The organism is Arenibacter sp. 6A1 (assembly GCF_012272855.1).
GTDB lineage: Bacteria > Bacteroidota > Bacteroidia > Flavobacteriales > Flavobacteriaceae > Arenibacter.
The window spans coordinates 1-24759 of record NZ_JAAXCQ010000020.1 but is presented as its reverse complement, the minus strand read 5'-3'; the positions used below and the strand labels follow the sequence as shown (position 1 = coordinate 24759).

At 36.5% G+C, this 24759-nt stretch carries 10 protein-coding genes and 1 CRISPR repeat array; of the genes, 8 read left to right on the top strand and 2 right to left on the bottom strand.

What is annotated here, in order from left to right:
* Positions 1 to 1196: 1196 nt before the first annotated feature.
* Positions 1197 to 5237 (bottom strand): hybrid sensor histidine kinase/response regulator transcription factor, encoded by a 4041-nt coding sequence (locus HCG49_RS15505; protein WP_168470439.1) that lies wholly within the window; start codon positions 5235 to 5237, stop codon positions 1197 to 1199.
* 392 nt (positions 5238 to 5629) lie between these two features.
* Here HCG49_RS15505 and HCG49_RS15500 point away from each other — a divergent pair, with 392 nt between their 5' ends.
* The 5 genes from HCG49_RS15500 to HCG49_RS15480 all read left to right on the top strand — a co-directional run bounded on the left by HCG49_RS15500 (position 5630) and on the right by HCG49_RS15480 (position 16671).
* Positions 5630 to 8866: a SusC/RagA family TonB-linked outer membrane protein gene (locus HCG49_RS15500; RefSeq protein ID WP_168470438.1), complete on the top strand. Its 3237-nt coding sequence runs from the start codon at positions 5630 to 5632 to the stop codon at positions 8864 to 8866.
* A gap of 28 nt (positions 8867 to 8894) precedes the next feature.
* The gene (locus HCG49_RS15495) at positions 8895 to 10637 is read left to right on the top strand and encodes a RagB/SusD family nutrient uptake outer membrane protein (protein WP_168470437.1); all 1743 of its coding nucleotides are present in this window, start codon (positions 8895 to 8897) and stop codon (positions 10635 to 10637) included.
* 204 nt (positions 10638 to 10841) lie between these two features.
* Positions 10842 to 12938 carry an alpha-L-fucosidase gene (locus HCG49_RS15490; RefSeq protein ID WP_168470436.1) on the top strand — a complete coding sequence of 699 codons (2097 nt, stop codon included), beginning with the start codon at positions 10842 to 10844 and terminating at the stop codon, positions 12936 to 12938.
* A gap of 360 nt (positions 12939 to 13298) precedes the next feature.
* Entirely contained in the window at positions 13299 to 15602 is a 2304-nt protein-coding gene (locus HCG49_RS15485) for a beta-N-acetylhexosaminidase (protein ID WP_168470435.1), read from the top strand.
* Positions 15603 to 15774: 172 nt separating this feature from the next.
* Positions 15775 to 16671 (top strand): endonuclease/exonuclease/phosphatase family protein, encoded by an 897-nt coding sequence (locus HCG49_RS15480; RefSeq protein WP_168470434.1) that lies wholly within the window; start codon positions 15775 to 15777, stop codon positions 16669 to 16671.
* Between the two features lie 174 nt (positions 16672 to 16845).
* Here the strand turns inward: HCG49_RS15480 and HCG49_RS15475 are convergent, their stop codons facing one another.
* A complete protein-coding gene (locus HCG49_RS15475) occupies positions 16846 to 17166 on the bottom strand; it encodes a hypothetical protein (RefSeq protein WP_168470433.1) in 321 nt (106 codons plus the stop codon).
* A 1478-nt stretch (positions 17167 to 18644) separates the two neighbouring features.
* Between HCG49_RS15475 and cas9 the strand changes: the two genes are divergently transcribed.
* From cas9 to cas2, 3 genes are all read left to right on the top strand, one after another.
* Positions 18645 to 22772, top strand: a complete 4128-nt coding sequence (cas9, locus tag HCG49_RS15470) for a type II CRISPR RNA-guided endonuclease Cas9 (protein ID WP_168470432.1) — start codon at positions 18645 to 18647, stop codon at positions 22770 to 22772.
* Between the two features lie 11 nt (positions 22773 to 22783).
* Positions 22784 to 23701: a type II CRISPR-associated endonuclease Cas1 gene (cas1, locus tag HCG49_RS15465; RefSeq protein WP_168470431.1), complete on the top strand. Its 918-nt coding sequence runs from the start codon at positions 22784 to 22786 to the stop codon at positions 23699 to 23701.
* A gap of 160 nt (positions 23702 to 23861) precedes the next feature.
* Positions 23862 to 24167, top strand: a complete 306-nt coding sequence (gene cas2, locus HCG49_RS15460) for a CRISPR-associated endonuclease Cas2 (protein WP_205764419.1) — start codon at positions 23862 to 23864, stop codon at positions 24165 to 24167.
* Positions 24168 to 24274: 107 nt separating this feature from the next.
* A CRISPR array of direct repeats spans positions 24275 to 24698; the repeat unit is 46 nt; unit sequence CCTGTGAATAATCTCTAAAATTAAAGAACTGAAAGCAATTCACAAC.
* Between the last annotated feature and the right edge of the window lie 61 nt (positions 24699 to 24759).

The window sequence follows — 24759 nt, the reverse complement described above, 5'->3', positions numbered from 1 at the left end:
TGAATAAAACAAAAAACCCTGTAAACTAAGGGTTTACAGGGTTTTTGTGTTAATTTGGTAGTCAACAAGTGGAGCCGGAGGGTCTAGAACCTACCTCTTAAAGCCCCTGTTTATAGGGGTATTCAGGCTTATTTATATAAATGCTCACCGAATAGGTGACGGGCGTATTGAAAACCTTGTGGGAAACCCTATTAGTTTTAGATGATATTATATGGCATTTTTAGCGGTAAAAAGTGCTCAATACAAGGTTCAGTTGGGCGTTTTGAGGGGTGTATTCCGTCAATTAATAGCGGAACCATTCATTCGTCTGGCATACGTTTTCTTCGCTTTTACTTCAATCAGAACTATTTCAATTATTGTTGCTAAGAAAATAGATAAAATTATATCGATACAATATGGATATCGATAGTAATATCCCGCAAATAGTCTAAAATCGATTTCAGGAGTTTGGTACTTCCATAATATCGAATAATATATTAAAGTTATAATTAGTGGCGTTAATGCTATCAGAACCCGATAAATCCTCTTTTCATATATCTTATCTAGTATCATTAAAAGCATAGGAGAAAACCATAACCATCCTATCGAAGTAAATGTGTAAAATTCTGCATACTGAATTGATAATCTAGTTTTATAGTGTGAAGATGAATAAAGCAGCTGCGACCATATTAATGTGATTATTAGACAGATTAACCAAAACCCGAAAAATATTCTTAATCTTTTTAAATTCAAAGCCGTGTTTTTTATAGTAGAGTATGAGAACGTTTTTTAATAAAAATTATTGCGATTGTTACCCAACTAAAGTCAGAAAAAAGAGCTTATCCTTAGGGGAATCCGAGTAGTAATATTCCAAGCTGTTTATTATACACCTTGTTCAAGATATGCAGCCCATGTCTATTGGCGAGCCGAATAATTAGTTAGAATGCATAGTTTTTTATTTCGGTCCTGGGGGAGGAGATGAAGCTAAAATATTTTCTAATATCTTGTCCCGTTCAAAAATTAATCATCGCTGATGCCTTGTTGATAACCTTTGGTATAATTCTGTGCTTTCCAGTTTGAAATGCTTTAGCTCGGTCATCGATACATTTTTAATGGTTTTACCTCGATAGCAAACTCCGCCTTTTTTCCTCCATAAAATTTCGGCAAAAAAGCATCGTAAAAACGGTCCTTAATATAATGAACATAAGAACAAGTGATCAGGATACCTTTATTCTCTTATCCCTATAACTTGACGGAGTTTCTCCAAATTGTTTTTTAAAGGTTGAACGAAAATACTTAGTGGACAGGAACCCCACTTCAAAACTTATTTCTGAAATATTCAGATCAGTTTTTAGGAGTAATTGGGCGGCATGTCGCAAACGGACGATCTTTAAAAATTCGTTCGGGGTCAAATTGGTCAAACTCTTTATCTTCTTAAAGAAAGGAGTTCTGCTCATGCCCAATTCTATTATCAATTTGTCAATGGTAAAATTTGGTTCCGAAATATTGTTATGGATAATATTTACGACCTTTTCAAGGAAATCTTTATCAGGCGTAGACTTGGCCAACTCCTTTGGTTTCATTATTGTTTCAATCTGATATCTTTGAGAGACCAATTTTCTGTTTTCAATTATCGATTTTATTTTAAAGAATAATGCATTAATGTTAAATGGCTTGGTAATATAGTCTTCGGCCCCATCTTTCAATCCTTGGACTTGGCTTTTTTCATCGGATAAAGCGGTCAATAAAATGATGGGTATATGGCTGGTTTTGAGGTTGTTCTTTAGGTTTTTACAGAGTTCTAAACCTGTTGCTTTGGGCATTAAAATATCTGAGAGTACGAGGTCTGGCATGAATTCAAGTGCTTTAGAGAACCCATCTTCGCCATTATTGGCTTGAATGACCTTAAAAAAATCTGCCATTTCTTTGGCTATGTATTCACGTATTTCATCTTGGTCTTCTACAATCAGTACCGTATAATCCGATTCTGTATGAAAGTTGTTGACAGGGTTTATATTGGATGTAACATTTTTTTGAATTCCTGTTTTTTCCTTTATGCTAGTTGAGGTATAGTGATTATTCGAAGTATTATACAGTTGTTCTTCTGTAAAATGAGCGGTACCTAAGGGAAGAAACATCGTAAAGGTACTACCTTTCTCTTGTTTGGATGTAAATTTAAGTTTCCCGTGATGGGTCTCTACTAATTCTTTGGATAAAGAAAGACCTATACCCGTACTTACGGTAGGATTCTCGCCTAACGAATTAAAACGTTGAAATATTTGTTCCTGTTTTTCAAATGAAATCCCTTTCCCTTCATCATCGATTTTAAAAAAGGCATATGGCCCACCATCCATTTTGTGGTTGGATTTTCCGATCTGTATAGTAATTTCGCTACCTTCTCCAGAATATTTTATAGCATTGGAAATAAGATTAGATATGACTTTTTCTATGGCACTAGGGTCAAAATAACATTTTAAGGATGGGGAATGCGAAACAAACGTAATCCCTATGGATTTGTTACTGGCCAGTTCCTTAAAGGATCCTGTAATAGCTTCGGAAAACTGGGATAAATTCAAATTGACTGGCCTTATTATTGGTTTTGTTGCGGTAGTTTTGCGGTAATCCAGCCATTCATTTATCAGTTTTAGTAAATTTTGAGCATTCCGTTGAATGGAAGTAAGCTGGCTTTTATATTCTGGCCCTTGTACTTCTGTAGCAATCAATTTATCCAATGGACTCAATATCATCGTCAAGGGAGTTCTTAATTCATGGGTAAGGTTGGTAAATAACTTGGTCTTGAATTCATTTAACTGAATCTGATTGTTCTTTTCCAAGCGTTCAATTTTTAGTGCATTTTTTAATTTTATTTGCTTTAACGTATAGGTGTTGGCCAAGATTAAAGATCCAATAACCAATACAATAAATAAAACCCTGGCCCACCAGGTTTGCCACCAAGGGGGGGATATCGTTATTTTTATTGTTTTTGGAGTAGCGTTCCATATACCATCATTGTTGCTAGCCTGGACCTTAAAAGTATAATCCCCCGGAGGAATATTCGTATAAGTGGCCTTTCTTTCATTGCTGGTAAATATCCAATCCTTATCGAAACCCAAAAGTTTAAATTTATACTGGTTCTTGTCAGGATTTGTAAAATTTAATGCTGTAAAGTATAGGGTGAAGAAATTTTGTTTGTGGTTTAAATTGATTTCTTTTACTTGGTTGATGGGCCTTTGTTCCGTAATGATATTTGGAGATGTAGTATTGTTATCGGAGGTGATTTTAAAATCCGTCAGAACTATATCGGGTGCAATCGGATTGGTTTTTATTTGGTTTGGGTGGAAGAAGTATACTCCGTTAGTGTTTCCGAAATATAGAGTGCCGTCACTCCCTCTTAATCTGGCATTTTCATTAAATTCAAGTCCGTGAATACCATCCTCTCGTCCGAAGTTTCGAATTTCCATGGTGATGGGATTTAATCGTGAAAGTCCTTTGTCGGTTCCCAACCATAAAAATTTTGAAGAATCCAGCAATAGGGAATTAACCACATCACTGGGCAAGCCTTGTTTCTCTGTATAGAGAGCTGTTTTATTGGATTTTCTATTAATATTAAATAGTCCGTTTTTGGTACTTATCCATAAATTATCACCATCCCATTCTTCAATGGAGGTTATTTGTTTAAAATGGGATCCTTTTTGTGGAAAGTATTCTGTTAAGGAATCATTTTCAGGGTTATATACGTAAAGGCCGGAATAACATCCAAACCAGATTTTGGAATCAGCGGTTTGGTATATGCAGTAGGTTTGGGCGTTTTGGGTAAGTGGATTTTTCTGCTTAAACTTTGTTATCTCACCAGTTTTATTTTGGTAATGGTATATCCCATCAGCATGGGTACCGATCCATAAATTATCTTGATTGTCCCGGAGAAAGGATTTAACAGAAGTATTTTGGAGTTCTTTTGGTATAGGAGTGTTCAGGGGTTCTAGGCTGTTATAATGGGAAAATCCTGAAACATGGTAGCTATGGTTGTATGTTCCTGCCCAAATACGATTATTTTTATCCTGAATCACGGTATTGTTTACCCTTTTTTCTTCCCGATTTTTATAATAGTGTTCAAAAATTTTCGTGTGCGGGTCAAATAGATTGATGCCACCACCGTCCAACGCCAAGGCTATTTTTCCTTGGTCGGTTTCCGTCAACCCCAAAACAGAATTACTACTTAAACCAGTCTTATTGCCTTTTTCAAAAGTCCAATGGTTAAATTTACTTTTATAAGGATTAATTATTTTTAAACCTTGGTTAGTGGTTCCCACCCAAATGGAATTATCCGTGGCTTTAAACATGGAAGTGACAGAGAAGGAAGGGGATAAAGAAGAGAAGTGCATTGCTTCAAGTTTCCCTGAAGGAATGTCATATTCCAATATACCGTGACCATCAGTACCCAGCCATATTTTTTGGTTGTCATTAGGTAAAAAGCTGATAATGGATTTTAATGCATTGGTGTTTATTGTGCTATCAATATTATTTAATTCAACAGGTTTATGGCCAATTTTGTATATAAAAATTCCATTTAGGGTGGCTACCAAGTAAGTTCTTGGTTTTATGGGGATCAAAGCGTTTATTCCTGTTTCTTCTACACTTTCATATCCTTCAGGAATAGAAAATTTTTCGTCTTTAATAGAAAAAGATAGTATTCCACCCAATTTATAACTTACCAACAATGTATTAGAATCGACCTTGGTGATGTTAGATACGCTCCTGATATTGGAATGAGTATAACTTTTAATTTTATTTGTGGTGGTGTTGTAGGAGATTAGATTACCATTGTTGGTACCCATCCATATAACTTTTTTATCTATTTGAAAAAAAGTCGTAATAGTTTCATTCAGTGCGGTATGCTCCAAGAATTTGGATACAACTTCTCCGGTTTTATAATTGTAGAGTACTGGACCTTGGTTTGTTCCTATCCATAAATTATGGGCAATATCCCTAAATAGGCTGTTGATGTGATTGTCTTCAATTCCCGTATCCTTAAGATTGATTTGTTCAAAATGGTAACCATTATATTTATAAAGACCATTTCTTGTGCCGATCCAAATAAAGCCTTCAAAATCCTGCGTACTGCATGTAATATAATTTTGTGACAGCCCATCTTTGACATTCAACGAAAAGAAAGGAAGGGTGTTGATTTCTTTTTGCCCAAAAATGGTGTTGCAAAATAAGGCTATCAATAAAAAAAAATGCTTCCGTGTTGGTGCCATTCATTATAAACGTTCTGGGGATGTTAAAAATACAATATTATTAATGGACATGATTCAAATATACGATTTAGCGGATCATCCAGGAAAAATTGAAATTTCACCTATGGTAAATATTTTGGTTTTTAGTGTTGTAGGTAGTTGTAAAAGTCTTGTAATTAAATGAATATATGGATGTTGTGGTTGGTGAAAGTACAAATGAACCCCATAAAAAGTTAGTTTTTAGGAGGCGTATCGTATAATTCAACCCCCAAGGAAACCAGTTATCTGTCTATATATTTACTCATTGACCAATAGATTTGATGGACTACTTTTTTGAGCCATGAATAATTTCATAAACCATGGAAAACGAGGGAGTATCATAAAGCAATAATTAACCACCAAACTAAATGAGTATGAATCAAAATTTACGGAAGATTACCACTTCCAAATTTAAAAGGAGATGTGGATCTTTCCCTCTGCTATTAATGGCACTGAGTTTTCAGGTAGCAATGAGCCACACTGAAAACGATACAAAGATTATTTCAAAAACGGGTAAAACAATTACAGTTATCCCCAGTTCTGTCAATATCCTAGAACAACAAACGGTAAGCGGAACAATTACAGATATAAATGGGAACCCATTATCTGGAGCGAACGTTGTGGAAAAAGGAACCACTAATGGAGTGACAGCCGATTTTGATGGTTTTTACAATATAACCGTTTCCGACCAGAAGGCCATATTGGTAATCTCTTATTTGGGGTTCGCTACAAAAGAAATTTCTGTTAACGGGCAAACAAAGCTTTCTGTGATTTTGGAGGAAGATGCGGCTGGCCTAGAGGAAGTAGTCGTAGTTGGGTATGGAACACAAAAGAAGATTAACTTGACAGGGGCGGTATCTGTAACGTCGGCTGAAGCTTTGGAGGATCGACCAATAACTAGCTTAGGACAAGGTCTACAAGGATTATTACCCAATCTTAATATTAATTTTTCTGATGGTGCTGCGGGATCGGGGGCATCTTTTAATATTAGGGGATTTACCTCTACCAATGGTGGCGGACCTTTGGTTCTTGTTGATGGTGTAGAAATGGACCCTAATATACTTAACCCGAATGAAGTAGCCAGTGTCTCGGTGCTGAAAGATGCTTCTGCGGCGGCTATTTATGGTTCAAGGGCAGCTTTTGGTGTGGTGCTGATTACTACAAAAAAAGGAAATAAAAATGCCAAGCCTATGGTCGAAGTAAGTCATAACTATTCTTTAAATAAACCTACGGAGATTCCGGACTTAGTAAATTCAATGCAATTGGTACAGTTTAGAGAGGAAAAGAGTAAAAACCTTGGAACGGGGGCTCCTTTCAATGCAGAGACGAAAGAACGCTTAACGGCTTATTTCAATGATCCTGAAAATAACCCTGCAGCAATTATCAATCCCAATGACCCTACAAAGTATATATATGTGGGCAATACAGATTGGTTTGAAACTATTTTTGCTAACTCTAACCCTATTTCCCAAAGCAATGTTTCCATAAGGGGTGGAAATGATAACCTATCCTATTTTGTATCCGCAGGAAGACTCGATCAAGAGGGGATTTTAAAATATGGAAATGACAGTTATACACGATCTAATATTAGAGGGAAATTTGATTTTAATGTTACCAACTGGCTAGAACTTAATTTGAACACTGTTTTTACACGTACCAATAAAGACGCCCCTTTTACCTATCCAGGAGTAGGTACCTTGTGGCACGATCTTACCAGAAAGAATATTTTTATCCCGATTGAGAATCCTGATGGGACAAATACAGAATCCCCACTCGCCCTATTAAAAGATGGTGGTAGGGATAAAACCCAGACAAATGACTCTTGGGTAACTGTTGGAGGGGTGATAATACCCTTGGAGGGGCTTAAAATTAACGGTTCATATTCCTTCAACGCCTATAATCAACATAGGAAACAGCACAAAAAAATGGTGGAACGTTTTGAAGGGCCATCGGAATTAAATGCAGCAAGTACAGTTCATACCACACCAACCGCATTATACCTCAACGATGAGATAAATGATTATTACGCGATTAATATTTATACAGAGTATGAAAAAACATTCGCTGAAAGTCATTATTTTAAAGCGGCCTTAGGTTTTAATGAGGAAAGTAAATCATTTGGTTTTTCTAACTCCAGTAACACAAACTTACTTACAGATGAACTACCATCTTTAAACCTTACAACAGGTACGGCAACAGCTTCAGAATTTAATATTTCTTGGGGATTACAAGGCTATTTTTATCGCTTGAACTATATTTTCAAAGATAAGTATCTTCTAGAATTGAGCGGTAGATATGATGCAACTTCCCGTTTTCCAAAAGCAGATCGTTGGGCATTTTTTCCATCAGTTTCTGCTGGTTGGAGGATTTCTAACGAATCTTTTTTCGAGGGATTAAAGTCTGTAGTCAATGATTTTAAATTTAGAGGATCATACGGTTCACTGGGGAATCAATCACTTGACTCAAATAATCTTGATTTCTTCCCCTATTTGCCTACACTAAATTCGTTTAGGCCAGGAACAATTTTAAATGGCAATCGTCCATTATCAATTAGACGTCCTTCACTTGTTAGTAGTTCGTTAACTTGGGAAACAGCAACTACTAAGAATATCGGGATAGATGCTTCGTTACTGAAATCCCGAATGCAATTTTCTTTTGATTACTATGAAAGAGAGGTTGTGGATCAACTTGGTCCAGCAACGGCGCTGCCAGCTACCTTGGGTACTGGGGCTCCTCAGGCAAATGCTGTGGAGTCTATCACCAAAGGTTGGGAGTTTGAATTAATGTGGAGAGATAGGATTGGCGAGTTAGATTATAACCTAGGCTTTAATATTGCAGATTCTCAAGGTGAAATCACCAAGTATGACAATCCAACGAAAAGCTTATCGGCTGCCTTTTATGAAGGACAAAAAATTGGAGAAATTTGGGGCTATGAAACCAATGGTTTATTTGACTCAAGAGAGGAGTATCTTGCCTCTGGACTAGACTATTCTAATAGAACGGGACTTCAAATTGAAGGTGGCGACGTATGGTATGTAGACCAAGATGGAAATAATATAATAGACAATGGAGTTGTAACCGTTGACAACCCGGGAGATTTGAAAATTATAGGAAACAGTACCCCGCGTTACACCTACGGTATTAGTCTTGGGTCTCGATGGAAGAATTTCTCCATCGATATGTTTATGCAAGGGGTAGGAAAAAGAGACCTAAACCTTGGGGGGGGGCTGTTCTGGCCAGATGAGAACGGTACACCACAAGTAAATCATTTAAATTATTGGACGGAAAGTAATAAGGACGGGTATTGGCCACGTGTCCTTGGTAACCAAGGTAATTTTAATAATGAAACGTCTGATAGGTATTTACAGGATTTCTCCTATTTAAGAATGAAGCAATTAACAATAAACTATGCTTTGCCAAAAGTGTTAATGGAGAAGAGCTTTATTGAATCGGCCAATATCTATTTCACTGGGCAAAACTTGTTTGAGATTGATGATATCATAGAGGGTTTTGATCCTGAAATTAGTAGAGACGGATTTAATGGTTGGGGATCTGGTAAAAGTTATGCTTTTGCTCGTTCATATTCCTTGGGACTTAATTTTACCTTCTAAAATGGTTAAACTTATTAAAACTTTAAAAATGAAAAACTATATATATAAATGTGGATTCTTGTTAATCCTCCTATTGGGTGCTTGCAGTGACCCCTTGGAATTGGAGCCAGAGAGCTCAATCACAGCATCAAACTTTTTTAAAACAGATAGTGATTTTGAGGTTTACGCTAACCAGTTTTATGATTATTTTCCAAGAGAAGGGCGTGGATTTGTTGACTTTATTTGGACTGCAGATAATGATAGTGACAACCAAATAGCTCAAAATGATGGAAACATTTTTGCATTTGGTGCAAATACTATAAATGATAACCCCCCGAGCTATGGTGGAGGTGGATGGGATTTTGGTAATATAAGATCCGTAAATTTCTTTTTGGATAATATTGAAACCTCTACATTGTCGGAAGAAGCAAAAAATAGGTGGCGGGCCGAAGGTCGATTTTTCAGAGCATACCTTTATTTTGATAAAGTAAGAAAATATGGGGATGTTCCTTGGTTTGATAAGGCCCTTTCTGAGACTGATCCTGAGGTATACAAAGCAAGGGATCCCAGAGCTACAGTTATAACAAACATTATGGCCGATCTTGATTTTGCTATTGCCCATCTACCTCTGGAAATTGGTAATAAAGAAAATATTGATGGTTATGTGGCACATGCCCTAAAAGCAAGAATTGCACTTTATGAAGGAACATTTAGAAAATACCATGAGAAATCAGAGCCCTATGCAGATTTACTTAACCAAGCAGTAATTTCGGCAGAAGCAATAATGAACGAGAATGGATACGCACTGCACCAAGATGGAGGACCGGAGAATAGTTTTTACAACTATTTCACCTTACCGTTACCAGGAACCAGTTCTGAGACCATTTTAGCTAGACACTTTTCCACGGATCTAGGTATTACGCATTGGTCGCAACGTTTTATTTTATTACAAGCAATGACCGGTATTTCCAAGTCTCTTGCTGATGATTTTTTAGCTGCCGATGGGCTTCCTATTTCATTAAGTCCGTTGTTTGATGAAACAACTGATTATGACTTTATAGAAGACGAGATGGCTAATAGAGACCCTAGGATGTCGCAAACTATTTGGAACAAAGGCGATTTAAAATTGGCAGGGCCGGATGAATATTTTAATGAGGATAATGGGCGAGTACCTCCTTTCAATAGTAACTGGCCTTCTGGCTATGCAATAAAAAAGTTTAGCAACACAGATAGGTCTTTACAAATCCCCGGTGCGGCAGATGATGGAGTATACATTTTCCGTTTAGGCGAAATATACTTGATCTATGCGGAAGCAAAGGCAGAACTTGGTACGCTTTCACAAAGTGATTTGGATATATCCATTAATCTTCTAAGAAATAGAGTAGGAATGCCTCATATGACCCTAGTAGACTTGGTGCGTGATCCAGATTCGGATTTTGATGGAAGTATTGCAGAAATCCCTGCGGTATCTGTTCTAATAGACGAAATTCGAAGGGAGAGAAGAGTTGAATTGGCTGCAGAGGGAATGCGTAGGGATGATATTGTTAGATGGAAAGCGGGGCAACTTTTAGCCCAGAACCCATTGGGCGCCAAATTTAATCCCGAAGTATACCCCAACGCAGTAAACGAGCCTTTTGCTAGGACGAATGCTGATGGTTTTATAGAGCCCTATCAAGGTACATCCAGAACACGACAATTTAATGAGGACAAAAATTATTTATATCCCATTCCTCCAAGTCAAATAGGTTTATATCCAAATGGTGAATTGAAACAGAACCCAGGATGGGAATAATAATCCCGAAATAATATCATGATCGTTAAGATGAACATGGATTTTAAATGTAGTTTTTTATTAGTTAGTTGAGTTATTAAGGAGAGGCTTTTATCAGTCTCTCCTTTATTCTTAATCTAAGGAAGTATCCGTCAGGCAGTGATATAGAAGTTTTGGGTTTATCGCCCGAGGACTAAAATAAGTGATAGTTATAATTTTTTATATATGAGTAAATTTTATCTAAATATTGTACTTATAGCAGTACTAAATTTCTGCATTTCCCATGCGCAGAACAATGATGGTCCCGAACCATACGGACCTTTGCCTACAGAACGCCAATTGGCATGGCACAATATGGAGTATTATGGCTTTATTCATTTTAATATGAATACGTTCACCAATATGGAATGGGGAATGGGAAGTGAAAAACCGGCACAGTTCAACCCCACACGATTGGATGCCAGGCAATGGGTGAAAACCATGAAGGAAGCCGGCATGAAAGGGGTTATTATAACTGCCAAGCACCATGATGGGTTTTGTTTATGGCCATCAAAATACACAGAACATTCCGTAAAAAATTCTCCTTGGAAGAACGGTAAAGGTGATGTGTTAAAGGATTTGTCCGAAGCTTGCGCGGAATATGGATTAAAAATGGGGGTGTATTTATCACCTTGGGATAGGAACCATGCCGACTATGGCAAACCAGAATATGTAAGCTATTTTCACAATCAATTACGAGAACTATTAACCAATTATGGGGAGATTTTTGAAGTTTGGTTCGATGGGGCCAATGGAGGTACTGGTTATTATGGAGGAGCCAACGAAACACGTAAAATTGATAATAAAACTTATTATCAATGGGATAAGGCCATAGAAATAGTAAGGGAATTGCAGCCCAATGCGGTTATTTTTGGAGATGGTGGTCCGGGAGTTCGTTGGGTGGGTAATGAGGAAGGCTGGGCTAATGAAACAAATTGGAGTTTATTAGAAAGAAACAAGGTATATCCGGGGTATCCTAAGTACAAAGAGTTGCTTTCTGGCCATGAAAATGGTACCCATTGGGTGCCGGCGGAATGTGATGTATCCATTAGACCAGGGTGGTACTATCATCCATCCGAAGATTCTCAAGTGAAATCTTTAGAACATTTAGTTAACATTTATTATGAATCTGTGGGTAGAAATGCTTCTTTGTTATTAAATCTGCCCGTAGATAACAGAGGGTTGATACACGAGAAGGATGCTGCACAATTAAAGGCATTAAAACAGCAAATAGATAAAGATTTTGCTAATGATGTAGCCAAAGGCATTAAAGTGAGCGCAACAAATGTTAGAGGAAATCATTCTGAGTTTGTAGCTAACAATGTAAATGATGGGGATGAGAAAACATATTGGACAACAGATGATGGGGTTACCACAGCATCCATTAGCATGTCATTTGATAAACCAACCGAAGTAAATAGGATTTTACTTCAAGAATATATTGCGCTAGGTCAACGGGTATATGGATTTACCGTAGAGGCTAAAGTAGATGGAAATTGGAAACTTATAGACAAGCAAACGACTATTGGTGTAAAAAGAATATTAAGATTTGATTCGATCGAAGCTTCAGAAATTAGAGTAAATATTACCGGATCAAAAGCAGAACCGATTATTTCAAACATAGAATTATACCGTGCTCCAAATTTACTTACACAGCCTATTATCACTAGGGATAAAAAGGCTATAGTAACCATGGAGGTTGCCGATAAAAATATAATTATCTATTACACCTTAGATGGTTCGGAACCATCAGAAAACTCCCGGAAATACGATACAGCTTTTAAATTAAATAAGCCTACAACGATAAAAGCAATTTCGTATAATCCCGAAAACGCGGAAAAAACAGGGATTAGAGAAGTTTATTTTGATATCAGTAAGAAAGATTGGGAGGTGCTTAAAGTAAGTTCAGGAAATCTTAAAGATGCTTATAGGATTATTGACGATAATCTTACAAGTTCTTGGACTAGCGGAGCAAAAGATAGTCCCAACGAAGTTATTATTGATTTAGGAAAGACGTATTTGTTGCAAGGTTTTACCTATATGCCAATTCAGGGCAGATGGCCATTTGGCATTATTTCGCAATATGAATTTTCAACAAGTACAGATAATAAAACATGGACAATAGCCTCTACAGGGGAGTTTTCGAATATTAAAAATAATCCTATAGAACAAACGGTAAAATTTAAAACATCTGAAGCAAGATACATTAAATTGAAAGGTGTTAAAATAATTGATGATGATAAAAGATTATCTGTTGGTGAAATAGGGGTGTTTACTAAATAAATGACCTTTCAATAAAAATAACTTGTTCTTAACCTAAAGTGAATGATTAAATTTTATCACTCTATGCTTTTCCAATCCTAGTCTTCAATACCTCTTTTTAAGGGGTAAGAGCCTAGGGGAGATTAAAATGATGTCTATAATGTTTGGAATGTATTTAAAAGGGTAATAACAGTAATTGCTAAGCAGGAACAATAGTTTAAAAGTAATTCAAAAATACTAGTATGCTAGGCTATAAAGAGCTTTTTTGTTACTGTGAAGAAAGGCTTTTACAATTAATTTTATAGTGCTAGGATATATAATAAACGGCTCAGTTTTGTTTGGCAGGGATCAGTATACAATGAATAATAAACAAATTATGAAATGATAAATAAATATAGCATTATACTTCTTTTGGCAGCCTTGGCCAATATGTCTTGTGTGCAAAAAAACATAGAAATAGGTGAGGTTGCCATTATTCCACAACCCGAACAATTGATGGTAGAAATAGGGTATTTTGAAATAAATGAAAATACGACCGTTTCGGTAGAATCCAGAGCCCAATTGGCTCTTGCCAATTTGTTTTTTGATCAATTTACAGTTGTGTCAGGATGGAAACCAAAAGTGGATATTGGTGACAAGGGGGACATAGTTTTTTCAACGGACGCAACTATTGTAGAAGAGGCTTATAACTTGGAAGTAAACCCTAAAAAAATCAGTATAATGGCTGGTTCGGAAGCCGGATTCTTTTATGCGCTACAGTCTCTAAAGCAATTATTGCCGGTGTCCTTTTACAGTGGAAAGTTGCAACCCAACATAGTCTGGGGAGTCCCTTCGGTGCGTATTCAGGACAAGCCCGCTTTTGAATGGAGGGGTTATATGTTAGATGTATCCCGTCATTTTTTTGATAAGGAGCAAGTGATGGAAGTGCTGGATTTTATGGCAGAATCCAAACTGAACCGGTTTCATTGGCATCTGACCGATGATCAAGGTTGGCGGGTAGAAATTAAGAGCTATCCCAAGCTTACGGAGGTTGGGGCATGGCGTATGGATTACAATATCACTGACGAGAATGTTTCCAATTGGTTTGGAAGGCCTATTCAAAAACCAGGGGAAAAGCCTTCCTACGGGGGCTATTATACCCAAGAGGATATCAAAGAGATTGTAGCATATGCCAAAGAACGTTTTATAGAGGTGGTTCCCGAAATTGATATGCCAGGGCATGCCCAGGCCATGGTAGCTTCCTACCCAGAAATTGGCTGCGTCAATTCCGAAAAATATGTGGCTACTGGGGGTGTGGTGAAAAATAATACTTTGAACCCAGGAAAAGAGGAGACTTTTGTATTTGCCGAAAAAATGTTGAATGAGGTGATGGACCTATTTCCTTTTAATTATATGCATATTGGAGGGGACGAATGCAACAAAAGCCAATGGTTAAAAGATCCCGATGCTCAACGTAAAATAAAGGAAGAGGGGTTAAAGGATGTTTACGAACTACAAAGCTATTTTATAAAGCGAATTGAAAAAATCATCAACGCCCGTGGCAAAATCATGATTGGTTGGGATGAAATATTGGAAGGTGGCCTGGCTCCCAATGCCACGGTCATGAGTTGGCGAGGCGAGGAAGGCGGTATAGAAGCCGCCAAGATGGGACATGAAGTAATCATGACCCCCAGCAACTATTGTTATATAGATCTAAAGCAGGGACACGACGACTTAGAGCCAAATTTAGGCTATTCCCAATTATTATTATCCACTGCCTATAGCTATGATGTTATTCCCAAAGATATTTCAGAAGAGGAAGCTGGCCTAATAAAAGGGATTCAGGCCAATATGTGGACAGAGTCTATAAGCGACTGGGGCAAGCTTACCTATATGACTTTTCCAAGATTGTATGCCATAGCAGAGAGTGGCTGGACCTCTCCGGAGATCAAAGACTGGGACAACTTTACAAATCGCCTTCAAACCCAATTTTTACGATTGGATAATCAAGGTGTTCGGTACGCCGTAAGTGCATTTAGCCCTTGGATAGACCATACAGGTCAGGGAGATCATATCGAAATAGCTTTAAAAACTGAAGTGAATGATTTGGAAATTTTCTATACACTTGACGGCTCGGAACCAACCATGGAATCGAAGTCATATAATGGGTCCTTTAAAATAAACCATTCTACCTCCATTAAAGCAAGGGCTTTTAAGGATGGCGAAGCTGTAGGCTATACGTCATCCATGGATTTTTATGTTCATAAGGCAGCCGGAAAATTGGATGAATCCCCTGATTTGAAAAAGCTAACGGATCTCAACTATGGTAAATTGAATAAAAGTGATCCTAACTGGGTATCCTTCAAAAATGGTATGGAAGTAACAATAGAATTTGATTCCTTGACCGCTGTAAAGGAGGTTAAATTTGATGCGCTACGCTTTACGATTGCTGGTATTTATCCGCCAAAAAATGTGGAAGTCCATGGGTCCGAGAACGGAAAGGATTATTATAAATTAGGTGAAACTGATAAAATAGACATTAGCCATGTTCAAGGAAGAAACAAAATACCTTTTCAGATTGGGTTTAATCCAGTTAAGGTAAAGAGTCTTAAAATTATTGGAAAACACATAAATCCTATTCCGCAAGAACATCATATGTCCGGAGCCAATGCAACTATAAAAGTAGATGAGATTGTCGTTGAGTAGTTTAAACTTCCCGCTAGAGGAAATTCATCTTCTAAGGAAAAAAATAATAAGTAATAGTTTCTAGATTCACGGTTGGTGTTAGTAGACCAGAGTTTGGAAAGACTTTTAAAAGAACTAAAAAAATAAGAATTGAAACATAGCTACAAGCCATTAACCCTTAATCCTATAGCGAATGATGATTAAGATAAATCTCAGGGTTTTTCTAATCCTAGCATTTTATTCAACTACCTACGAGCTGCAATCTCAAGAGAAACTAAAAGTGATGACCTATAATATTTGGAATGGTTTTGATTGGGGCAAGGATATCGACCGGAAAAGTAAATTTATAGATTGGATAAATACTCAAAATCCGGATGTATTTGCGTTGCAGGAATTGTGTGGCTATACACAAAAAACACTGTTGGCGGATGCTAAGAAATGGGGGCATAATTACGCCGAAATTTTAAAAACGTCCGGCTATTCCGTAGGGATCACTTCCAAGGAACCCATAGTGGTCAAAGAAAAGATCCTGGACGACATGCACCACGGGGCCTTGCATTGCAAGGTTTACGACATAGATATTTTTATAGTTCATTTTTCACCATTTAGCCATCAAAAAAGAAGGGAGGAGGCAAAGATTATTCAAAGCAAACTATCAGAGCTTTCCACTGGGCAAAACAAATATTTGGTGTTAGGGGATTTTAACGCCCTATCCCCGTTTGATGCCCACTTGTATAAAAACAACCCTACGCTCTTGGATAATAAAAGAGCTTCGGAAATTGAACACGAGCATGTTAGGAACTTATTGGACGGTGAATTGGACTATGGTGTACTTGGATCTTTTCTGGGTTATCCACTAATTGATGTTGTTCAAAGGTTTACGTCTTCATGGGATGATAGGGTAAGCTGTCCCACCCAAGTTTTTGAATCTGAAAAAGGGGAGGGACGACCTATTAGCTCCACACGAATAGATTATATTTTGAGTTCCCCTTTTTTAGCCGCAAAATGCGTAAAGGCAACTGTGTTAAACAAAAATGACACCTATTATTTATCAGACCATTATCCAGTTTTAGCTGAATTTGAATTGTAGGTTTTTAAAAGAAGTAAATCGAGCCAACGGTGCAGTTCTACCTTGACAAAAAGATTTGACATGCAACTCAAAGATATTTGAGATACTTGATTTTATCCGCTGGCTTTTTTAATGTTTATCAACCTATTTGTTTAATTAAGGGAATTCCGTAACACAAGGTATACAGTGAATGAACTAAGTTTTAAACACCATAACTTTTCTCTTTGTGTTTTCATTTGTATAATGGTCATCATTTAGGGCAGTGAATTCAAATTTAGGAAATTCTGTACTTTCTAGTTTGAAATGCTTTAGCTCGGTCAACGATACATTTTTAATGGTTTTACCTCGATAGCAAACTCCGCCTTTTTTCCTCCATAAAATTTCGGCAAAAAAGCATCGTAAAAACGGTCTTGGAAACAAGCCATTTTCTAAAGAGAAAATCGGCTTAATTCCGCCGTGATTTTTCAAGGATTTTGGACCTATATTTTTTATAAAATATTTTATTTTTGAAAGCAATGTTAAATGATACTATTTGGTGGTAAATTGCAGTAATCGTTTAATTTACAGTATAAAAAGTATTTTAAAGACATCTAATGTGTTAATTAACAGGCCGACAATACTTACCATTCAAAGTAGGTTTGAGTGTCTGAAAACATATTTAAAATAAGAAACAAGGCATGTTTAAGCTGGTTTTAAATTGATTTTTCTTGCTGGTTTTGTTAAGTGATTAAAAAATGGTCAAGTCTTTTTTATTTTTCTCTAGAGAGTTTAAATATGTTTGTTTTATGTTTATTAATGTTTGTATATGATACCACCGCTAGTCCACTCCTTGTCCACTGCTAGTCCATTACTAGTTTACTTCTATGCCCAAATTTGGTAGTGTTAAATTAGCATATAACTAAAGTGTTTTTTTGAGAATTAAAACGGTATCCTTTATGGGTATATGGCATTGTTTTATAGCTCCTTTTTCATCACAAAAATGAACCGATTTCGCCTTAATCGGATTGCATAATCAGGCGCTTTTTTTCTGCTTTTTTCGACCACTTTTAGCGCTCTTTTTATAAATCCTAAATAAGCCAAAATCGTTGTCGGATATGGATGATAAAAAAGGATATAAAAAAAGAATTGGAGTAGGGGAGAAGGGGATAAAAAAAATGTTGTTTCCTTATATAAGATGTACGGCTCTGTTTAGAACTATTTGTGAGGGACAACCATAATTCTAAGGGTTTGTGTTTTCTAATATTCTTTTGGGAACCAAAAGAGGTGGAATAGCAAGAGGGTAACACGCTAAAGCGATGTTACATATTATAAAACACTAAAAAGTAGTTGTTTAGAGTGAGGAGGGTTTTCAGGAATTATATGAATTGAATAGAGAAAACCTTCGGAACGCCTGTGTTTATTGATGTTTTTTCAGTAGCAATAAACATACTCGTTTATCTGGGTGTACAATTTATCAGGTTTTTAGGATGTAAATAAAACTTGAGATTTAGAAAACTTCCCTTTTTTGTGTCAAATAGCTCCGTAACCCTAGTAAATATTGAAAAAAATTGACACAAACCGGACTTCAAAGCCTAAAGCTTGTGTTATTCTATTATTGCTAAGGTGTCTATGGCGAGAAGAATTGGAGATTAGTGCGTTAAAAGTGAATTGTTCTTTTAAAAGCACTTTTTAATGGTAAATGGTAAGAAGATAGGTGCTTTACAACAGTTATTTATAGAATTTTAATTAAATACTATTAGCGGCGACTGCCGTTAATATTGTTCTGCAAGACTTTATTATAAAAAAAAGCTGATTCTAAAAACAGAAAAGTGTTAACTTAAAGAAAATTCTTCTTATATTCGGAATTATCTTACATGCACTTTGTTAAATTGATGATATAAAAAAGCCCCCGTAGAAAGGCGAGGGCGTCCTTGAATGTTCTCACAACGGAATAATCCTTATTGTGAATTGCTTTCAGTTCTGTAAATATAAACTAATAAAATTAAAAACCAAATATGAAACGAATTTTAGGATTGGATTTGGGAACGACATCCATAGGTTGGGCATTTGTAAACGAAGCAGATAGTGAAAATGAAGTATCCGCTATAGTTAGAACTGGAGTACGTGTTATTCCTTTATCTACGGACGAGCAACAAGATTTTACAAAAGGGAATACAATTACGATTAATGCTGACCGTACCCTAAAACGTGGAATGCGTCGAAATCTACAGCGTTACAAACAAAGACGTGAGGCTGTAATAGAAATCCTGACCAAAATTGGTTTTATTACTAAGGAAACGGCTCTTTCAGAACAAAACAAAACAACTCATAGTACTTATGAATTAAGGGCTAAGGCTCCATCCGAAAAGATTTCAAAAGAAGATTTTGCAAGGGTTCTTTTGATGATAAATAAGAAGCGTGGGTACAAAAGTAGTAGAAAGGCCAATAATCAGGAAGAAGGACAGCTTATAGATGGTATGGCTGTAGCGAAAAGGCTTAATAATGAAAAACTTACTCCTGGGCAACTTTCATATTGTTTAATTAAGGAAGGTAAAAAGTTATTGCCAGACTACTATCGTTCCGATTTACAAGGAGAATTTGATGCTATCTGGAATTTCCAAAAGCAATTTTATCCTAATTATTTAACGGACTTTCATAAGGAAGCTCTTCAAGGGTTGAACAAAACAACTACAGGACAATATTTTGAAAAGAAAATAGGTACGGAAAGAGCTGAAAATAAAGGGGCAACTAAGAAGCTTCAAGAATACGAATGGCGAACCAATGCTATCTCTGGAAAATTGTCGTTACCACAGATTGCTTATATACTTACGGAAATAAATAATCAAATCAATCAATCTAGTGGTTATTTGGGGGCGATAAGTGATAGGAGTAAGGAGCTTTATTTTAATAACCTCACAGTTGGACAATTTCAATATAATCTGATCAAAACAAAGCCTCATACATCACTTAAAAATCAAGTGTTTTACCGTCAGGATTATATGGATGAATTTGACGCCATCTGGAAGGAGCAATCTAAATACTATCCTGAATTAACTGAGGAGATTCGAAAGGAATTACGAGATATTACTATTTTTTACCAAAGAAGGTTAAAATCTCAAAAAGGCCTTATCAATATATGTGAATTTGAATCTGTTGAACGAGATGTCACCGTAGGAAATACAACTAAAAAGAAGTTAGTAGGCCCAAGAGTTGCTCCTAAATCTTCTCCCGTATTTCAACAAGCCAAGGTTTGGCAAAATATTAATGCGATTAGAGTAAGTCTAAAATCTAATGAAAATGAGTTTTTTAGCATTGAAGATGAAACAAAACAGTTGCTTTTTAATGAGTTGAATCTGGTGGAGTCTATGAAAGACCGTGATTTTTTGAAATGGCTATTTAAAGATTCGAAAAACAATGCCAAGGATTGGAAAATTAATTTTGAAAGTATAGAGGGAAATCGAACACAATCAGCTTTATTTTCAGTGTATAAAAAGATTGTGGAATTGGAGGGGTATGATAAAATAGACTACGGTAAACCAACCAAAGAAATAATAGAAATACTACGGACTTGTTTTGAGGAGATTGGAATCGATCCCAAAATATTTAATCTTGATATGGGTATTGTAGGGAATAACTTTAGCAAACAACCAGGCTATCAACTTTGGCATTTATTATATTCTTATGAAGATGATGATTCTACTACCGGCACCGAAAGTTTACTCAATAAACTCCAGTCAAATTTTGGTTTTAATAGGGAACATGCCCAATTATTGGCAGCAGTTACTTTTCAAGAAGATTATGGGGGTCTAAGTGTACGGGCTTTAAGAAAGATTTATCCATTTTTAGAGGAGGGGAAAATGTATGATGAAGCTTGTAAGCTAGCTGGTTATAACCATTCCAATTCTATTACCGCTGAGGAAAACAAAGAAAGGTTACTACAAGACCGCTTAGAAATCTTAAAGAAAAATTCTTTGAGAAATCCTGTTGTGGAAAAAATTCTCAACCAAATGATCAATGTAGTAAATGCTATCATGGATGACCCAGATATGGGAAGACCTGATGAAATACGCGTAGAGTTGGCAAGGGAATTGAAAAAGACAGCTAAGCAGCGGAAGGAAATGACGCAGGCAATCGGTAAGGCTACAAAGGAACACATAGAATACCGGGAAAAGATTAAAAAGGAATTTGGTCTTTCTTATGTAAGTAGAAAAGACCTGATAAAATATAAATTGTACCTAGAGCTCAAATCTATTGGGTTTAAAACGCTGTATTCTGGAACTTATATAAAACCGGAAGAATTGTTTACCAATAAATTTGATGTAGAACATATTATTCCGCAATCTGTACTTTTTGATGACTCATTTTCGAACAAAACAATTGAATTAAGGGATGTCAATCTGGAAAAAGGAAATGAAACAGCGTTTGACTATTGTGAACGCAAAGGTTGGGCAAAACAATTTGATTCACGGGTACAAGAGGTGTTTGCACAAAAAGGAATCTTTTATGGGAAATTAAAAAAATTATTGATGTCCAAAGCGGATATCCCAGAAGGGTTTTTAAATAGGGATTTGGGGAATTCAGCCTATATCGCAAGGAAAGCTTCTGAATTATTAAAAGGTATAACTCGAACAGTATCGGCAACCTCGGGAACCATTACTGATAAACTTCGTTCCGATTGGGAATTGATAAATGTATTGCAGGAACTTACTTGGGATAAATATGAAAAATTAGACCTTACTTTTTATGAGTACAATAAAGAGGGGAAGGCACTACCACGTATAATAGATTGGACTAAGCGAAACGATCATCGCCATCATGCAATGGATGCGATAACGGTAGCTTTTACCAAACCAGCTTTTGTACAGTATCTAAACAATATGAATGCAGATAGTAATAAGGACCCTATTATTTATGCCATAAAAGAAAAATACACCTACCGGGATAACGAAGGAGGAAGAAAGTTTAAAAAACCATTTGATAGTATACGTGAGGAAGCTAAAAAACATTTGGCTTCTATCCTGGTTTCACACAAGACTAAAAACAAGGTGGTTACCCTTAACAAGAATAAAACAAAAATTAAGGGGAAAGAAAAATACAAAACAAAGATTGAGCTAACGCCACGAGGGCAGTTACACAAAGAAACTATTTATGGGAAAAACCATATTTACGACGTCAAGGAAGAAAAGATAAATGCTTCTTTTGACAAGGAAAAAATTGGAACGGTAACCAAACCGATTTATCGAGAAGCATTGCTGAAAAGGCTTGAATTGTTTGACAATGATCCTAAAAAAGCTTTTGCGGGTAAAAATGCCTTAACGAAGAATCCAATTTTTATCAATGGTTCAGAAACAAACGTCCCTGATAAGGTGAAAACGCAAACGGTACAATCTCAATTTACAATCAGAAAAGAAATTACTCCTGATTTAAAAATTGATAAAGTGGTAGATGAAGGCGTAAAAAGGATACTTCAAGATAGACTAAAACTGTTTAACGGTAAACCTAAAGAAGCATTCGCCAATCTTGATGAAAATCCGATTTGGCTTAATAAAGAAAAAGGTATTCAGATAAAACGAGTTACAATTACGGGCGTAAGTAATGCTGAGCCCTTACATATAGCCAAAGATTTAAACGGGAAGGAAATTTTTGATGGTGAAGGAAAAGAGATCCCAGTAGATTATGTGAGTACCGGGAATAATCATCATGTGGCCATTTATAGAGATGATAGAGGAAATTTAATAGAAGAAGTGGTTTCTTTTTACGAGGCTGTGACCCGAAAAAGTATGAGGCATCCTATTGTTAAAAAGAATCACGAAAAAGGATGGGAGTTTATGTTCACGATGAAACAAAATGAAATGTTTGTTTTTCCTAAAAATGGTTTTAATCCAGATGAACTCGATTTAATGGATTTAAAGAACAAGTCTGAAATTAGCGAAAACATGTTTCGGGTACAGAAAATTTCAACAAAAAACTATGTATTCAACCATCATTTGGAAACAGAGGCAGTAGGGGCTGAAACATTTAAAACTAAAAAGATGCTAGCGGATGTGGCCTACCGCTCTTGTCGAAGTGAAAAACACCTTGAAGGCGCGGTTAAGGTTAGAATAAACCATTTAGGAAATATTGTACATGTTGGGGAGTATTAAAAACTATAGAAATGATCAAACGCACCTTGTTTTTTGGGAACCCGGCCTATCTCAGTACTAAAAATGAACAGTTGGTAGTGAGTTTTCCTGAGGAAGGTAAGAAGGAAGCATCTATACCTATAGAGGATTTGGGGTATGTGGTATTGGAAGATCCACAGATAACCATTACTAATGGACTTATACGAAAATTGGTGGAGAATAAAACGGCGATTATTACTTGTGATCAACAGCATATGCCCTGTTCCATATTACAGCCTTTGGTGGGGCATACCGAGCAGACCGAGCGGATGCGGCATCAATTGAATGCTAGCTTGCCTTTAAAAAAGAACCTATGGCAACAGACGGTACAAATAAAAGTTGAAAATCAGGCCAACCATTTGTTACGGCGCGAAAAGAATGCCTTAAAATTAAAACGATGGGCCAATGAAGTAAGAAGCGGGGATAGCGGAAATCGTGAAGCTATTGCCGCGGCCTACTATTTTCAATCCCTATTTTCAGAGGTCGAAGGATTTAGTCGCAACCAAAAGGGAGTACCTCCTAATAATTTACTCAATTATGGTTATGCTATTCTAAGAGCGGTTACGGCAAGAGCATTGGTTAGTAGTGGGATGCTGCCCTCGGTTGGGATTTACCATCGTAATAAGTACAATGCTTTTTGCTTGGCCGATGATATTATGGAGCCATATAGGCCTTATGTGGATGCCGTAGTGTATGAAATGGTAGAAACGGGCGGCAATATTAGTGAACTCAGTACTAATTTGAAATCACAATTACTGACTATTCCTGCCTTAGATGTTTTTCTTGACGGGAAATGGAGTCCGCTGATGGTGGCCATGAGCCGCACCACCAATAGTTTGTATGATTGTTTTTTGGGATCGAGTCGAAAGATTCTTTACCCAGAGTTTCAAAAGCAATGGTCTCCCATATAGAGACACAAGAAGTATAGGTTGTTAGATGGTATAATGGGAGTTAACCATGATTGCATCATATATAAAGAAGATAATATTTAAGGGCGTTTAAAGGAATGTGCATTAGTAGTACTAAATGATAAACCAGAACCATTTTTCGCGTTTAAACCAATATAGAAGCATGTGGGTACTTGTATTTTTTGATCTCCCGACAGAAACCAGAAAGGACCGCAAGGCAGCGACTAGGTTCCGGAAAATCCTGTTGGACGATGGCTTTAATATGTTTCAGTTTAGTATTTACTTACGCTTTTGTGCCAGTAGGGAAAATGCAGCCGTACATATTAAGCGAACCAAAAGCAACCTTCCTAAACAGGGAAAAGTCTGTATTATGCAAATCACTGACAAACAGTTTGGGATGATTGAGCTCTTTCATGGTCATACGGAAGTGGAACCCGATACTCCAGGACAGCAATTAGAATTGTTCTGAAATAAAAACCATAGGTAGCTGGTAGTTAAGGGGTTGCATTGGATCCTTGTTTTTAAATCCTAATAAATGATGTAATAAACAGGATACCAGCTAGTTATAGCGGGTATCCTGTGAATAATCTCTAAAATTAAAGAACTGAAAGCAATTCACAACAGTTTCCCTCGGTAAATTGTACCGCCACTTCCTGTGAATAATCTCTAAAATTAAAGAACTGAAAGCAATTCACAACCTCTTGGGGTATGTTCTGGGGGTTGCTTACCTGTGAATAATCTCTAAAATTAAAGAACTGAAAGCAATTCACAACGCGGAAATGATTTACAAAATTGACGCAAAACCTGTGAATAATCTCTAAAATTAAAGAACTGAAAGCAATTCACAACGAGGATGATTGGATTTGTATAAGGGATGGCCTGTGAATAATCTCTAAAATTAAAGAACTGAAAGCAATTCACAACCCTCCCATTGCTATATTGGTAAGAAAACGACCTGTGAATAATCTCTAAAATTAAAGAACTGAAAGCAATTCACAACCCGATAGCATTAAAATTGGCAGACAAACCACCTGTGAATAATCTCTAAAATTAAAGAACTG